The sequence below is a fragment of the Xanthobacter sp. BG11Y11_SDJG genome (assembly GCF_057364445.1).
The window spans coordinates 1-667 of sequence record NZ_JBNFNU010000846.1; the positions used below are offsets into that span (position 1 = coordinate 1).

1 pseudogene is annotated in these 667 nt (G+C 74.1%); it reads left to right on the forward strand.

Going from position 1 to position 667, the window contains the following annotated elements:
• A pseudogene (locus AC2W7M_RS26910) lies at positions 1–667 on the forward strand (amidase family protein); the annotation flags it as partial.

Sequence of the window (667 nt, forward strand, 5' to 3'; positions counted from 1 at the left end):
GAACCTGTTCGACATCAAGGGCCTGCCAACCCCGCGCCGGCGCGAAGATCAACCGCGACCGGCCCGCCGCCCTGGCGGACGCCACGCTCATCCGCCTCCTGGAGGGGCAGGGCGCGGTGCTCGTCGGCGGGCTCAACATGGGCGAATACGCCTATGACTTCACCGGCGAGAACCTCCACGACGGTCCTCGCGCAACCCGCACGCGCTGGACCGCATGTCGGGCGGCTCCTCCGGCGGCTCGGGGGCGGCGGTGGCGGCGGGCCTAGTGCCGCTGGCGCTCGGCTCCGACACCAACGGCTCCATCCGCGTGCCCTCGGCGCTGTGCGGCACGTTCGGGCTGAAGCCCACGTTTGGGCGGCTCTCGCGCGCCGGCAGCTTCCCGTTCGTGTCGAGCTTCGACCATCTGGGCCCGTTCGCCCGCACGGTGGAGGATCTGGCGCTCGCCTATGACGCCATGCAGGCGTCCGACCCCGACGACCCGATGCAGACGCCGCGGCCCGCCGAACCGGTGGCGGGTGCGCTCGGCGCCGGCATCGGCGACCTGAGGATCGCCGTGGCGGACGGCTATTTCCGCACCCGGGGCCTGCCCGAAGCCTTCGCCGCCGTGGACAAGGCGGCGGCGGCGCTGGGCGTCACCCGGGCGGATCGAGGTGCCCGACGCGGCCCG